The following is a 14,064-nucleotide window of genomic DNA, read 5'->3' as shown; positions in this document are numbered from 1 at the left end:
CACCAACTGAACAATGCATGGCAGACCATCGATGTAGGTACAAAAACTGTTCATTAGCACCTCAGCCAACCTGCTTGGTCGGGCTGTGGTAAATATCAGCGAACATGTCAGCCATGGCTTCTTCGCTGGGTTCTTCCTGCATTTGCACGCTAACGGCGCGACTGACCAGCTGATGACGACGCGGCAGATGCAAATCATCCGGGATCCGCGGGCCATCGGTGAGGTAAGCCACCGGCAGTTCATGACTGATGGCCAGGCTCAACACCTCGCCCAAGCTTGCCGTTTCATCCAGTTTAGTCAGGATGCAGCCGGCGAGGCCGCAACGTTTGTAACTGTGATAAGCGGCGGTTAGAACCTGTTTCTGGCTGGTGGTTGCCAAGACCAGATAATTTTTTGATTTGATGCCCCGTCCGGCCAGACTTTCGAGCTGCATGCGCAGTGCCGGGTCGCTGGCCTGAAGGCCGGCGGTATCGATCAGCACCACGCGTTTGCGCAGCAAAGGCTCCAGCGCCTGCACCAGCGATTGGCCCGGGTCGACGTGAGTGACCGACACATTGAGGATGCGGCCCAGGGTCTTGAGCTGTTCCTGAGCGCCGATGCGATAGCTGTCCATGCTCACCAGCGCGATGTTTTGCGCGCCGTACTTGAGCACATAACGCGCCGCGAGCTTGGCCAGTGTGGTGGTCTTGCCCATGCCGGCCGGGCCAACCATGGCAATCACACCCCCCTCCTCCAACGGCTCGACTTCCGGCGTGGCGATCATCCGCGCCAAGTGCGCGAGCAACATGCGCCAGGCCTGCCGAGGCTCTTCGATATCGGTGATCAGTGCCAGCAGATCGCGCGATAACGGGCCGGACAGACCGATGCGTTGCAGGCGACGCCAGAGGTTGGCCTGGGCCGGACGGCTGCCTTGCAGCTGATTCCAGGCCAGCGAGCCGAGTTGCACTTCCATCAGCTCACGCAAGCTGTTGAGCTCGAAACGCATCGAATCGAAGGCTCGCGGATCAACTGCGCCGGAGGCTGGCGCGGGGGCGGGTGCAGCACGACGAGGTTCAGCGTAAGTCGGTTCGATCAGCGGCTCGGCGGCGGTCAGCGGCAGGCCGGCGAACAATTGGCGATTGGTGCTGTTGTCGCTCTCGCCATCGCTACGCAGGCTCAGTTCGGCCTGGGCGGTCACGATCCGCGACTGGGTCTTGCGCAGCTCATCCTCCAGTTCCATGTTCGGAACACGCGGGGCCAGCGCCGACAATTTGTAATCCAGGGCAGCCGTCAGCTCGACACCGCCGGCGATCCGGCGATTGCCAATGATGGCGGCATCAGCGCCCAGCTCATCACGAACCAGCTTCATGGCCTGACGCATATCGGCGGCGAAAAAACGCTTAACTTGCATAAACCACTACCTCAGCCGTTGGGCCCTACTGTCGCAACGATGGTCACTTGCTTGTTGTCAGGAATTTCCTGGTAAGCCAACACATGCAAACCCGGTACTGCCAGCCGACCGAATCGCGAGAGCATCGCGCGAACCGGACCGGCCACCAGCAGAATCACCGGTTGACCTTGCATCTCTTGACGCTGCGCCGCTTCGATCAACGAACGTTGCAGCTTCTCTGCCATGCTTGGCTCCAGCAGAACGCCCTCTTCCGAGCCTTGTCCTGCTTTCTGAAGACTATTGAGCAATATTTGTTCCAACCTTGGCTCCAAGGTGATCACAGGCAGCTGCGACTCAGTGCCTACAATGCTTTGCACGATTGCACGGGATACGCCGACGCGCACCGCGGCCACCAAAGCGGCAGTATCTTGACTCTTGGCGGCGTTGTTCGCGATGGCTTCGGCGATGCTGCGAATGTCCCGTACCGGCACCTGTTCGGCCAGCAATGCCTGCAAGACCTTGAGCAACTGCGACAGCGAAACCACCCCCGGCACCAGTTCTTCGGCCAGTTTCGGCGAGCTTTTGGCCAGCAATTGCATGAGTTGCTGGACTTCTTCGTGGCCAATCAGCTCGCTGGAGTGCTTGTACAAAATCTGGTTCAAATGGGTTGCCACTACCGTACTGGCATCGACCACGGTGTAACCGAGCGATTGCGCCTGGGCCCGTTGGCTGATTTCGATCCAGACCGCCTCCAGGCCAAAAGCCGGATCTTTGGCGGTAATGCCATTGAGCGTGCCGTAGACCTGACCCGGGTTGATCGCCAGTTCGCGGTCCGGGTAAATCTCGGCCTCGGCCAGGATCACGCCCATCAGGGTCAGGCGGTAGGCGCTTGGCGCCAGATCGAGGTTGTCACGGATATGCACAGTCGGCATCAGGAAACCCAGGTCCTGGGAGAGCTTTTTACGCACACCCTTGATCCGCGCCAGCAACTGACCACCCTGGTTGCGATCCACCAGCGGAATCAGGCGGTAGCCGACTTCCAGGCCAATCATGTCGATCGGGGTCACGTCATCCCAGCCAAGCTCCTTGGTTTCCTGGGCGCGGGACGGCGATGGCAGCAGCTCCTGCTGACGCTTGACCTCTTGCAGGGCCTGAAGCTTGACTGTGTTCTGCTTCTTCCAGAACAGGTAAGCGCCGCCGGCTGCCAAGGCGGCCATGCTGAGAAAGGAGAAGTGCGGCATGCCCGGCACCAGGCCCATCACCGCCATCAAGCCAGCGGCCACTGCCAAGGCTTTCGGCGAGGCGAACATCTGACGATTGATCTGCTTGCCCATGTCTTCCGAGCCGGAAGCACGGGTCACCATGATCGCAGCGGCAGTCGACAACAACAGTGATGGCAATTGCGCCACCAAACCGTCACCGATGGTCAACAAGGCATACACCCGACCGGCATCGCCAAAGGTCATGCCGTGCTGGAAGATACCGACCGCCATGCCGCCGATCAGGTTGATGAACAGAATCAGCAGGCCGGCGATGGCGTCACCGCGCACGAACTTGCTGGCACCGTCCATGGAACCGTAGAACTCGGCTTCCTGGGCCACTTCCATCCGGCGCAATTTCGCCTGGTTCTGGTCGATCAGGCCGGCGTTCAAGTCGGCGTCGATCGCCATCTGTTTACCCGGCATTGCGTCGAGGGTGAAACGCGCGCTCACCTCGGAAATCCGCCCGGCACCCTTGGTCACTACGACGAAGTTGATGATCATCAAAATCGCGAAGACCACGATACCGACCACGTAGTTACCGCCGATCACCACCTCACCGAAGGCCTGAATCACCTTACCGGCGGCGGCATGGCCATCCTGACCGTGGAGCATTACCACTCGCGTCGAGGCCACGTTCAACGCCAGTCGCAGCAACGTCGCCACCAGCAGAATGGTCGGGAACACGGCAAAATCCAGCGGCCGCAAGGCGTACACGCAGACCAGCAACACGACGATGGACAAGGCAATGTTGAAGGTGAAAAACACGTCCAGCAGGAACGGCGGCACTGGCAACATCATCATGGCCAGCATGACCAGCAGCAACAGCGGCACGCCCAGATTGCCCCGACTGAGGTCGGCAACGTTTGTGCGTGCAGTGTTGATTAACTGAGAGCGATCCACCGGTTTTCCCCGTTCCTTTAAAGCAAATCTTTGACGCCTGAAGCAGGCGCAGGGCGGCTATTGCAAGAAGCCTTCCAACTTTTGCCGGGGTTTGGAATAGAGGTGTTTTCAAGTGCGGAAGATCAAAAGATCGCAGCCTCGTTGCACTCGACAGCTCCTACAGGGCGCAAGCAGGGGCTGCGTAGGAGCTGTCGAGTGCAACGAGGCTGCGATCTTTCCGCGTTTAGGAATCGCGGCGCAAATCCGCTGGAATCGGCAAATCATCCTGGAGCGGGTCCGGACGCTTGCCCTTGCCCGCGCGGTACTGGCGAATCTGGTAGACGTAGGCCAATACCTGAGCGACCGCCAGATACAACCCACCGGGGATTTCCTGCTCCAGCTCCGTGGAGTAGTAGATCGAACGCGCCAGTGCCGGCGACTCAAGCAGCAGCACATTGTTGGCCACGGCGATTTCGCGGATTTTCAAGGCCAGGAAATCACTCCCCTTGGCCAACAGCACCGGCGCATTGCCTTTGTCCGGGTCGTACTTGAGGGCTACGGCGTAGTGAGTCGGGTTGGTGATGACCACGTCGGCCTCGGGAATGGCCGCCATCATCCGCCGCTGCGACATCTCGCGCTGCAACTGGCGAATGCGCTGCTTGACCTCCGGTTTACCTTCCTGATCCTTGTGCTCGTCGCGCACTTCCTGCTTGGTCATCAGCAGTTTCTTGTGGCTTTCCCACAGCTGCACTGGCACGTCGACCGCCGCGATGATGATCAGCCCGCAAGCCATCCACAAGGTGCTCCAGCCGACCACTTGCAGGCTGTGAATGATTGCCAGATCCAATGGTTCGTGGGCGATGCGCAGCAGATCGTCGATGTCCGCCGACAAGACCGCCAACGCCACGAACAACACGATGAAAAACTTTGCCAGGGCCTTGAGCAACTCCACCAATGCCTTGGCCGAGAACATCCGTTTCAGGCCCGCCCCCGGATTCATGCGACTGAACTTGGGTGCCATGGAACCAGCCGCAAATAGCCAGCCACCCAGGGAGATCGGACCGATCAGCGCCGCCAGCAGCATGATGATCATCACCGGCTGAATCGCAATCAGGGCAATCTGCCCCGAATGCAGCAGATAAGTGCCCATGGAGCGCTGATCCAGAATCACTTCCCGCGAGAGCGAGAAGTTCATGCGCATCAGCTCCATCATGTCCTGTGCCAGTGCGCCGCCAAAAACCAGCAATCCACCGGCGCCAGCGAGCATGACCGCCAAGGTGTTGAGTTCCTTGGAGCGCGCAATCTCGCCCTTCTCACGGGAGTCCTTTTTGCGTTTCTCCGTGGGGTCTTCTGTTTTGTCCTGACCGCTTTCGCTCTCAGCCATGACTCAGCGCGTCCGTGCCAGTTCGCGTAGCAACTGCAAAGCCTCGGCGGCCAGCGGCTGATACTGATTGAGAATGTCCGCCAGGCCGACCCAGACAATGAACAGCCCGAGCACCAGGGTCAGCGGGAAGCCGATCGAGAAGATATTCAGCTGCGGTGCCGCACGGGTCATCACGCCAAACGCAATGTTGACCACCAGCAACGCGGTGATCGCAGGCAGCACCAGCAACAGCGCCGCACCGAGCACCCAGCCGAGTTTGCCGGCCAGTTCCCAGAAATGATGGACCATCAAGCCGCCGCCGACCGGCAGCGTAGTGAAGCTTTCGGTGAGCACTTCGAACACCACCAGATGGCCATTCATCGACAGGAACAGCAGGGTCACCAGCATGGTGAAGAACTGCCCGATCACCGCCACCGACACACCATTCGCAGGGTCGACCATCGAGGCGAAGCCCATGCCCATCTGGATCGCGACAATTTGTCCGGCAACCACGAAAGCCTGGAAGAACAGCTGCAACGAGAAACCCAACACCGCGCCAATAATGATCTGCTCGGCAATCAACAGCAGTGCACTCAGGTCCAGGGCATTGACCGGCGGCATCGGCGGCAGGCCGGGCGCGATCACCAAGGTGATCGCCAGGGCGAAATACAGACGCACGCGAATGGGCACCAGCGTCGTGCCGAAAATCGGCATGACCATCAGCAGCGAACCGATGCGAAACAAGGGCAACATGAACGTTGCCACCCAAGTGCTGATTTGGGTGTCGGTCAACTGCAGCAGCGACATGGCTAACCGATGACCTGAGGAATGCTGTGATACAGCTGCAGGATGTATTCCATGAAAGTCTGCACCAGCCACGGGCCGGCAACGATCAGCGTCACCAGCATCACCAGCAGGCGCGGCAGGAAGCTGAGGGTCTGTTCGTTGATCTGGGTGGCGGCCTGGAACATTGCCACCAGCAAACCCACCAGCAAGCTGGGAATCACCAGCACAGCAACCATCAGGGTGGTCAGCCACAGCGCTTCGCGAAAGATGTCTACGGCCACTTCCGGCGTCATGGTGAAACGCCGCCGAAGCTGCTGGCCAAGGTACCGATGATCAACGCCCAGCCATCCACCAGCACGAACAACATGATTTTGAACGGCAGGGAAATGATCAGTGGCGAAAGCATCATCATCCCCATCGCCATCAACACGCTAGCCACCACAAGATCGATGATCAGGAACGGGATGAAGATCATGAAGCCGATCTGGAACGCGGTTTTCAGCTCCGAAGTCACGAATGCCGGCACCAGAATCGTCAGCGGCGCCTGGTCAGGCGAAGCGATGTCGGTGCGTTTGGAAAGACGCATGAACAGCTCCAGATCGCTGCTGCGAGTCTGGGCCAGCATGAAGTCCTTGATCGGCACCTGGGCCTTGGTCACGGCGTCCTGTGCGGTAAGTTTTTCCGCCAGATACGGCTGTAAGGCATCCTGATTCACTCGATCGAATACCGGCGCCATGATGAACATGGTCAGAAACAGCGCCATGCCGGTGAGGATCTGGTTCGACGGTGTCTGTTGCAAGCCCAGGGCCTGACGCAGGATCGAGAACACGATGATGATCCGGGTGAAACTGGTCATCAGCATGACGAACGCCGGAATGAAACTCAGCGCCGTCATGATCAGCAGGATTTGCAGGCTGACCGAATATTCCTGAGCGCCTTCGGCGTTAGTGCCCAGGGTGATTGCCGGGATCGACAACGGCTCGGCGGCGAACGCCAGCGGCGCGGCCAGCAGCAGGGCCAGCGTCAACACGATGCGTAACGCACCCATTACTTCTTATCCTTCTGATCCTTGCCGAGCATCCTCAGCAGATGCTGGGCAAATTCCGGCGTGGCTTTCTCGGCATTGTCCGGCACCTGCACCGGCTCCTTGAGCACATGCAATGCGGTGATGCTGCCGGGGCTCAGGCCGAGCAGAATCTGTTCGGTGCCGACCTGCACCAGCATCAAACGGTCACGGGGACCCAGCGCGCGCGAACCGATCAGCTCGATCACCTGCCCCTTGCCGGCCGGCCCGGCCTGCTGGACCCGGCGCAGCAACCAGGCGAGGAAGAAAATCACCCCCAGCACCAGCACCAAGCCGAATACCAATTGCGTCAACTGCCCAGCCACACCGCTGCTGACGGCCGGCGTGGCGGCGGCTGTTGCAGCTGTCGTGACCGGCTCGGCCGCCAACGCGCTGAATGGCAAGGCCAGCACTAACCCCAGTACAAAACCCGGAACCTTTTTCACTCAGCGCAGCTTCTTGATGCGTTCGCTTGGGCTGATCACGTCGGTCAGGCGGATGCCGAACTTTTCGTTGACCACCACCACTTCACCGTGAGCGATGAGCGTGCCGTTGACCAGCACGTCCAGCGGCTCGCCGGCCAGGCGATCGAGCTCGATCACCGACCCCTGGTTGAGTTGCAGCAGGTTGCGGATGTTGATATCGGTGCTGCCCACTTCCATGGAAATCGACACCGGAATATCGAGGATCACGTCCAGGTTCGGACCATCCAGAGTCACCGGATCGTTGTTCCTCGGCACGCTGCCGAACTCTTCCATTGGCAAGCGGTTGGACGACGAACCGCTGGCATCGGCAGCCAGCAAGGCATCGATATCGTCCTGCCCGGCGTCACCGGTTTCTTCCAGGGCCGCAGCCCACTCATCAGCCAGTGCCTGGTCGTCCTGGGCGTTCATATCGTCGTTCATCATTTGTCCTCGGCGGGCACCTGCTCACTCAAGAGCAGTCAATTAAAGGGGGAAACAAGAGCGCCGGTCAGCGGCGCTCGATCGGCTCGATCACCTGTAACGCGAGGTTGCCTTTGTGCGAGCCCATCTTGACCTTGAAGGCCGGTACGCCGTTGGCGCGCATGATCATTTCTTCCGGCATTTCGACCGGAATAATGTCCCCGGGCTGCATATGCAGGATGTCGCGAAGGCGCAGCTGACGGCGGGCCACGGTGGCACCGATCGGTACATCGACGTCCAGCACGTCCTGGCGCAAGGCGTTGATCCAGCGTTCGTCCTGATCGTCGAGGTCCGACTGGAAGCCGGCGTCGAGCATTTCGCGCACCGGCTCGATCATCGAGTACGGCATGGTCACGTGCAGGTCACCGCCACCACCATCGAGTTCGATGTGGAACGTCGACACCACAACCGCTTCGCTCGGGCCGACGATGTTGGCCATGGCCGGGTTCACTTCCGAGTTGATGTACTCGAAGTTCACTTCCATGATCGCCTGCCAGGCTTCCTTCAAATCGACGAAGGCCTGCTCCAGCACCATGCGCACCACACGCAGCTCGGTGGGGGTGAATTCACGCCCTTCAATCTTCGCGTGACGGCCATCGCCGCCGAAGAAGTTGTCCACCAGCTTGAACACCAGTTTGGCGTCGAGGATGAACAGCGCGGTGCCGCGCAAGGGTTTGATCTTGACCAGGTTGAGGCTGGTCGGTACGTACAGCGAGTGCACGTATTCGCCGAACTTCATCACCTGCACGCCACCGACGGCAACGTCCGCCGAGCGGCGCAGCATGTTGAACATGCTGATGCGGGTGTAGCGGGCGAAACGCTCGTTGATCATTTCCAGGGTCGGCATGCGTCCACGGACGATGCGATCCTGGCTGGTCAGGTCGTAGCTTTTGACGCTGCCGGGTTCGGCAGCGTTATCGGTCTGTACCAGACCATCGTCGACACCATGCAACAGCGCATCGATCTCATCCTGGGACAGCAGGTCCTGCACGGCCATGTCGTGTTCCTACTGCAGTACGAAATTAGTGAAAAGCAACTGTTCGATCACCACTTTGCCAAGCTCTTTCTGCGCCACTTCCTGGACGCTGGCCGTGGCCTTCTGACGCAACATTTCCTGGCCGACCGGCGTCGCCAGCGTGGCGAAATCCTGACCGGAAAACAGCATCACCAGGTTATTGCGAATTACCGGCATGTGGACTTTGAGCGCTTCCAGATCAGCCTGATTGCGGCCCTGCAGGGTAATGCTCACCTGCATGTAGCGCTGACGGCCGTTCTGGTTGTAGTTGGCCACGAAGGCCGGCGCCATGGGTTCGAAGATCGCTGGCTGCTTGCCAATCACCGCCGTTTCAGCCGCGGGGGCAGGTTTGCTCTGGGCGCTGTGCATGAAGAACCAGGTCGCCCCCACGGACAAGCCGATCGCCAGCAACAAGGCCACGACGATCACAATGATCAGCTTGATTTTGCCTTTGGTTGCGGGGTCTTTCACGGGTGCTGCGTCGCTCTTAGCCATGCCAATAATCCGTCACTATTCGGGTTTTCACAGTCGCACGGCAAGGCCAGAGCAAGTGTTATGCCAGAAGTGTCGGGAGGGAGTTGAGGCGCAGGCTTAGATCGAAGGAACCGTAGGAGCGAGGCTTGCCCGCGAAGAACGATAACGCGGTTTATCGGTTAAACCGCGTTATCGTTCTTCGCGGGCAAGCCTCGCTCCTACAGGGGTATTGCGTTTGATCAGGCGTAATAATCGACGGCGCTGGAGCCAATCACGCTGGTGGTGTTGGCGGCCACCTCGGCGACAGTCGCGGGAAGCTCTTCATCGGCAGAATCGAGGCGACCGCCATTGGCGTTGGTACGCCCACCCTGCCCTTGTTGAGCCTGCTCCTGACCCTGCCCCTGCCAGCCACGGGACTGATCGGAAACGTTGACGTCGACCTGGCCCATGCCCTGTTGCGCGAACATGTCACGCAGGCGATGCATTTGCCCGTCGAGCGCTTCGCGAACGCTCGGATGGGCACTCATGAAGGTCACTTGGGTCTGCTGATCCGGCACCATGTTCACCCGAATATCCAGGCGTCCCAGCTCGGCCGGTTGCAACTGAATGTCGGCCGCCTTGAGATTGGCGCTGGACAGGTACATGACCCGGTTGACCACCTCTTCGGTCCAGCCGCTTTGATGCATGGCGATGGGCTGGTTCACCGGTAATGCATTGGCAGTCTTGGGCGTTGCCGCCTGTGTCAGTGCCGCCAGACGGTTGGCGAAATCATCGACGCGGGTGTCGCTGCTGGCGGACTTGAGATCCTTGAGGCCGTCATCGATCAAGCCGCTGAAAGCCTTCTCGCCGCCCTGGCTGGTGCTGTCCTGATCGGCTTGCACATCGAGCATGTTCGACATCCCCGTGGCAAAGTTCTGCGCCGACGTTGGCTCGCCATCGATTTGAGCCGGGGTCAGTGCCGCTTTGGGCTGGGCCTGGCTGGCGGGTGAAACGTGCCCGCCCTGCTCCATGGCCATGCGCACGGCTGGCAGGGCATCGAGAGGATCGGCTTCGGGATCGAAATCCGGATCGAGGGTTGCAACAGTCTGCGCCGCTGCCGCGGTAACCACGGCGGCAGGTGCTTCAACGGGTTGCACAGTGGCCACGACTGCCGGGGTTTGCGGTACAGCGGCTGGCATCACTGGCTGGATCAATGCAGGGTCGAGGGCCGGATCGACAGGCGCGGAATCAGCCACCGGCGTCGACGCCTCGGCCGATTCCGACGCATCATCGCTGACCGTCGTGTGGTCAGCCTGCGCCGGTTTATCGGCGGGCAAGGATTTGCCGCTATCGGCAACCGTCGGTTCCGGGGCGGCAGACTTGTCGTTACTCGCGTCCTTTTTGTCGACGTTGTCCGAGACTTTGTCGCGTGCCGGTTTAGCCGAGCTGTCCGCCATCGCGCCGGGTTTAGTCTGCGCCTGATTGGCATAGACCTGAGCGAAGCTGGAGGCCTTGTCCCCGGGCTCAGCGGTCAGCGCCGGGGCATTGGCGGACGCGGCTTGGGCCTTGGCCGTCGCAGCGGCCTGAAGAAGAATGTTTGGGGTAACGGGCATAAAACGGTCTCCGCTGCACTGGGATCGTAGGTACAGTTGAGCAAGTTCACTGCAAGGGTCGAGCCAGTTTTCTTCACTGGTCGGTAAAAGCGCCGGACGGCTATGGGGTAATGCGATCTGTAGCGCTGGCGAAGCCTGCGTTCGGCTGCGCAGCAGTCGTAAAATGAAGTTGCGATACGTCAGGCAGAATGTGTCAGGCGGATTCACGACTGCTTCGCAGCCAGGTTTCGCCAGCTGCTACCCGGACGGTTGCTTTATTCAGCCAGGGAGCGTTGACGCTCCGCTTCGTAGAGAGGCCGGACAATCGCGAATTCGCCGTCAATTTCCCCGACTAGCGCTTCAATGCCTTCAAGGCTTTTTTGCTTGGCTCGCTGTTCCAGTTCATTGCATAACTCAGCCAGCCGGGTAGCGCCCATATTGCTGCTGCTGCCTTTGAAACTGTGCGCCGTGGCGCCCAGTTTATCGGCATCGTCAACTTGCCGCAGCAGACTCAAACGCTCTTCGGAATCGGCGAGAAAGGTATCGAGCAATTCTGGATACCCGTCCTCCATCACTTCCTGCAACGCGCTCAGCACGTCGCGGTCCAGATGTGTGTTGTCCACTTGTTCACTCCTTGATCAAGAACGCCTGGCATTATGCCAGAGCCTCCCAGAAAAACTCCACGCGAGCACTGCGACCATTATCGGACCAGGTCGCATGATCGCTCAACTGGCGAATCAAATTGACCCCTCGGCCTGACAGACGGACATCATCGAGGGGACGCGCCATGACCCGCGCCACATCGAAGCCTTTGCCACTGTCCTCGACCCGGACCACCAGGCAACCGCCCTCGCCTTTTGGCGTCACCTGCAAATGCACCCGCACATAGCCATCGCGCAACTCGTCCAGGCGTGCATTGCGCTGTTGATAATAACGCGCAAAACCTGCCGCATCGCGTTTCAAACTCGAATCCAGGCCCAGCACGCCATGCTCCAGGGCATTGGAATAAAGCTCTGCCAGCACACTGTAGAGCGCGCCGCTCTGAGCCCGCAAACCATGCACCTCAAGCAGCAACTGCAACAAGTACGGCAGTGGATTGAAGCGCTTGAGGGTGGCGGCGCGGAACTCGAAACTCACTGACCAGTCCAGCGGGCAAGACTGGCCGCTATCGGAATACACCGGCGTCGGCGGGCTCAGTTGCGCGGCCTCCAGCAGACGGACCTCGACCATGCTCACGTCATCACGAGCTTCGCCACGAAAGTCCCGTAGTGCCTGCTCGATTTCTTCAAACAGTGCGTCGGGCTGGCGATTGGCTGCAAACACTTGTTCCAGCCGCTCTACGCCGAACAACTGCTCATTGGCATCACAAGTATCGATCACCCCATCGGACAGCAGGAACACCCGATCGCCGACGGCCATCGGAAACACCTCGGTGCGATCATCGAAGGTTTGCGAGCTCAGCACCCCCAGCGGCAAGTGCCGTGCCGTCAGCGCCGTGCGCTCGCCACTGGCGATATTGTGCAGGTAACCGTCCGGCATTCCGCCGTTCCAGACTTCCACCGACCCTCGCTGAAAGCTCAGGCACAGCAGCGCCGCACAGCAGAACATGTCCACCGGCAGAATACGTTTGAGCTTGGCGTTCATCTCGCGCAGGGTTTCGGACAAACCGTAACCCTTGGCCGTCATCCCATAGAAGACTTCGGCCAACGGCATGGCACCGACCGCGGCCGGTAAACCATGGCCGGTAAAATCACCGAGCAGCACATGCATGTCGCCAGCCGGGGTGAACGCGGCCAGCAACAGATCGCCGTTGAACAGCGCGTAGGGCGATTGCAGGTAACGGATGTTCGGGGCATTCAGGCAACCGGAGTGGGCGACCTTGTCGAACACGGCTTTGGCCACCCGTTGTTCGTTGAGCAGGTAATCGTGGTGCCTGGCGATCAGGTCTCGCTGTTCCAGCACAGTTGCCTGCAAACGTCGCAAGCGATCCATGGCCTTGATCTTGGCCGCGAGGATCACCTGGTTGTAAGGCTTTGCCAGAAAATCGTCGCCGCCGGCCTCCAGACAACGGGCCAGCGCTTCGCTTTCGGTCAGCGACGTCAAAAAGATGATCGGCACCAGGGTTTCGCCGGCCAGCGCCTTGATCTGCTGCGCAGCCTCGAAACCGTCCATGACCGGCATCATGGCGTCCATCAGTACCAGATGCGGTCGCTGCGAGCGGAATACTTCGACCGCCTCGGCGCCATCGGCAGCCGTCAACACCTCATGGCCCTGACGCCGGACGATCGTCGACAGCAGCAAGCGATCGGCCGCGCTGTCTTCGGCGATCAGAATCGTCAGCGGTTCGAGCGACTGCATGACGGTCAACTGATGTCGAACAGCTTGTCGAAATTGGAAATGGCGAGGATTTTCTTCACATCGGAACTGCTGTTGACGACGCGAATATCGGAGCTGTCGCCACCGGCGTGATCACGCAGCAGGAGCAACATGCCCAGCGCGGAGCTGTCGAGATAGGTGGCTTCCTTGAGGTCCACGACTATGGATTCGGGTTTCTTATTGAGTCGCTCGTAGGACTCACGAAACTCCTGATGCCGACCAAAATCGAATCGACCCTTGATCGAAATCGTCAGCTTTTGCCCATCCGGGGATACTTCTGTAACGACTGACATTTCACGGCTTCCTTGTCATTGGCGAACATACGTACGTGTACAAGGTTTAGCACCTGTTGGGGGCTGGAGCAAGGCTGAAGAGTTGTTCGGTTTGTGAAATCGCCTTCGCGGGCAAGCCTCGCTCCTACGAAAAATGGTCGAACACACCGTTGTCGTTCGACACGGCCTCTGTAGGCGCGAGGCTTGTTCGCGAAGAACGATAACGCGGGCTACCTGATTCAATACGGATCCTGACGCGGCAACCGCTGGGACAGCTCATCGAGCAGTTTCTGCTCGCGCTTGTCTTCCAGTTGCCGCGCTTCATCCCTGTAGCGCTGAACCAGTTTGCGCAAGCCTTCGACTCGGGCAAACGCCTGCTGCCAGGCATCCCGGGATTTGTTCAGGTTGTTTTGGTGCCAGTTCAGGCTCTGACGCTGCTGGTCGATGGCCGTGCCCAATTGCGCGAGAAAGCCCTGATAACCCAGCAACCACTGGCCCGACACGCCGCCACTGCCGCGTACGATCCATTGTTCCTGGTATTCGAGGCGAAAGTTTTCCAGGTCGGCGAGTTTGCTTTCCGCCAGGCGAACCTGGCCCTGAAAGTGCCCCAGGCGCAGGACAGCGGTCTTTTCGGCCTTTTCAGCCATTTCCACCACAGGCGCCAGACGTGCGGCGCGGCTAGAGGCCATG

The 14,064-nt window shown here is 59.7% G+C and carries 15 protein-coding genes; all 15 read right to left on the bottom strand.

The window, feature by feature from the left end; genetic code table 11:
* Positions 1–61: 61 nt before the first annotated feature.
* Positions 62–1,390, bottom strand: a complete 1,329-nt coding sequence (flhF, locus tag BZL43_RS23370) for a flagellar biosynthesis protein FlhF (protein WP_095634479.1) — start codon at positions 1,388–1,390, stop codon at positions 62–64.
* Positions 1,391–1,401: 11 nt separating this feature from the next.
* Positions 1,402–3,531 (bottom strand): flagellar biosynthesis protein FlhA, encoded by a 2,130-nt coding sequence (gene flhA / locus BZL43_RS23365; RefSeq protein ID WP_095634478.1) that lies wholly within the window; start codon positions 3,529–3,531, stop codon positions 1,402–1,404.
* A gap of 223 nt (positions 3,532–3,754) precedes the next feature.
* Positions 3,755–4,894, bottom strand: a complete 1,140-nt coding sequence (gene flhB / locus BZL43_RS23360) for a flagellar biosynthesis protein FlhB (RefSeq protein ID WP_095634477.1) — start codon at positions 4,892–4,894, stop codon at positions 3,755–3,757.
* A 3-nt stretch (positions 4,895–4,897) separates the two neighbouring features.
* Positions 4,898–5,680, bottom strand: a complete 783-nt coding sequence (gene fliR / locus BZL43_RS23355) for a flagellar biosynthetic protein FliR (RefSeq protein ID WP_095634476.1) — start codon at positions 5,678–5,680, stop codon at positions 4,898–4,900.
* 2 nt (positions 5,681–5,682) lie between these two features.
* Positions 5,683–5,952, bottom strand: a complete 270-nt coding sequence (gene fliQ / locus BZL43_RS23350) for a flagellar biosynthesis protein FliQ (protein ID WP_063342917.1) — start codon at positions 5,950–5,952, stop codon at positions 5,683–5,685.
* Positions 5,949–6,707, bottom strand: a complete 759-nt coding sequence (gene fliP / locus BZL43_RS23345; RefSeq protein ID WP_095634475.1) for a flagellar type III secretion system pore protein FliP — start codon at positions 6,705–6,707, stop codon at positions 5,949–5,951. Before fliP ends, fliQ begins: the two co-directional genes overlap by 4 nt.
* Positions 6,707–7,168 carry a flagellar biosynthetic protein FliO gene (gene fliO / locus BZL43_RS23340; RefSeq protein ID WP_095634474.1) on the bottom strand — a complete coding sequence of 154 codons (462 nt, stop codon included), beginning with the start codon at positions 7,166–7,168 and terminating at the stop codon, positions 6,707–6,709. The genes fliP and fliO overlap by 1 nt, the downstream gene beginning before the upstream one ends.
* On the bottom strand, positions 7,169–7,627 hold the full coding sequence (fliN, locus tag BZL43_RS23335) for a flagellar motor switch protein FliN (protein ID WP_095634473.1): 459 nt from the start codon (positions 7,625–7,627) through the stop codon (positions 7,169–7,171).
* A 67-nt stretch (positions 7,628–7,694) separates the two neighbouring features.
* A complete protein-coding gene (gene fliM, locus BZL43_RS23330) occupies positions 7,695–8,663 on the bottom strand; it encodes a flagellar motor switch protein FliM (RefSeq protein ID WP_008072629.1) in 969 nt (322 codons plus the stop codon).
* A gap of 9 nt (positions 8,664–8,672) precedes the next feature.
* Positions 8,673–9,176 (bottom strand): flagellar basal body-associated protein FliL, encoded by a 504-nt coding sequence (gene fliL, locus BZL43_RS23325; RefSeq protein WP_008072628.1) that lies wholly within the window; start codon positions 9,174–9,176, stop codon positions 8,673–8,675.
* Positions 9,177–9,394: 218 nt separating this feature from the next.
* Positions 9,395–10,747, bottom strand: a complete 1,353-nt coding sequence (locus BZL43_RS23320; protein ID WP_095634472.1) for a flagellar hook-length control protein FliK — start codon at positions 10,745–10,747, stop codon at positions 9,395–9,397.
* Positions 10,748–11,001: 254 nt separating this feature from the next.
* Positions 11,002–11,349 (bottom strand): Hpt domain-containing protein, encoded by a 348-nt coding sequence (locus BZL43_RS23315; protein ID WP_095634471.1) that lies wholly within the window; start codon positions 11,347–11,349, stop codon positions 11,002–11,004.
* A gap of 31 nt (positions 11,350–11,380) precedes the next feature.
* Positions 11,381–13,084 (bottom strand): fused response regulator/phosphatase, encoded by a 1,704-nt coding sequence (locus BZL43_RS23310; protein ID WP_095634470.1) that lies wholly within the window; start codon positions 13,082–13,084, stop codon positions 11,381–11,383.
* Positions 13,085–13,089: 5 nt separating this feature from the next.
* Positions 13,090–13,395, bottom strand: coding sequence for an STAS domain-containing protein (locus BZL43_RS23305; RefSeq protein WP_095634469.1), 306 nt, complete (start codon positions 13,393–13,395; stop codon positions 13,090–13,092).
* 218 nt (positions 13,396–13,613) lie between these two features.
* The gene (fliJ, locus tag BZL43_RS23300; protein WP_095634468.1) at positions 13,614–14,063 is read right to left on the bottom strand and encodes a flagellar export protein FliJ; all 450 of its coding nucleotides are present in this window, start codon (positions 14,061–14,063) and stop codon (positions 13,614–13,616) included.
* Between the last annotated feature and the right edge of the window lies 1 nt (position 14,064).

The sequence above is a fragment of the Pseudomonas sp. PICF141 genome (genome assembly GCF_002286815.1).
Lineage (GTDB): Bacteria > Pseudomonadota > Gammaproteobacteria > Pseudomonadales > Pseudomonadaceae > Aquipseudomonas.
The sequence above is the reverse complement of the archived record's forward strand: the minus strand, read 5'-3'. Positions and strand labels throughout refer to the sequence as shown.